Genomic DNA, 851 nt, shown 5'->3' with positions numbered 1-851 from the left:
GATTTTTATCGGGAAGCGAGTTTCAGTAGCAGGAAAATGGACTACAAAAAAAGACCAAGCCATTCGCTCCTAATTTAAAAAAAACATATCTTTGATACATTAGGTAAATTAGAGCAAATGTTTCAAAGAAGAAAAGATATTGTTTATGTGATTCTTGCCGGAATTTTTATAACCAATGCCATTGTAGCCGAACTTACTGGCGGAAAATTGATTGATGTTTTTGGAGTTCCGATGAGTATTGGGATTTTGCCTTGGCCAATTGTTTTTATTACAACCGATTTAATCAACGAATATTTTGGTGAGAAAGGTGTTAAAAAACTTTCGCTAATTACTGCTGGATTGATTGCTTACACCTTTATCATTTTGTTTTTCGCAATAAAAATTCCGTCTACAGGAATTAGTTCGGTTTCTACTGAGCAATTTACGGCGGTTTTTGGTCAAAGTCAGTTGATAATTATTGGAAGTATTGCTGCTTTTTTGGTTTCGCAATTGATAGATGTTTCTATTTTTCATTTTGTAAAAAATAGAACTGGAAACAAAATGATTTGGCTTAGAAGTACTGGTTCTACAGTGATTTCACAATTATTTGATAGTTTTATCGTTCTAGGAATAGCGTTTTATTTACCTGGAATTATGGATGCTAAAACCTATCTTATTTCGGGTTTTACTGGATATTCTGTGAAGTTGGTTATTGCTGTTTTAATGACGCCAATGATTTATCTTGGACATTATCTAATAGAAAAATATTTAAAAAATGAAAGTGTTCAAAAAAATGGTTAATTTTACTTTATGATTACCAAAAGTCAACAAAATATTATCATTGAAACATTAAAACCATTTCATCCTAAACG

1 protein-coding gene is annotated in these 851 nt (G+C 31.1%); it reads left to right on the top strand.

Features of this window, described 5'->3' with window-relative positions; translation table 11 throughout:
- Positions 1–117: 117 nt before the first annotated feature.
- Positions 118–780 (top strand): queuosine precursor transporter, encoded by a 663-nt coding sequence (locus DIU01_RS10485; RefSeq protein ID WP_290834208.1) that lies wholly within the window; start codon positions 118–120, stop codon positions 778–780.
- The last annotated feature ends 71 nt before the right edge of the window (positions 781–851 follow it).

The sequence above is a fragment of the Flavobacterium sp. genome (assembly GCF_003525665.1).
Lineage (GTDB): Bacteria > Bacteroidota > Bacteroidia > Flavobacteriales > Flavobacteriaceae > Flavobacterium.
Note: the sequence above shows the minus strand (reverse complement) of the source record. Positions and strands in the feature narration are given on the sequence as shown.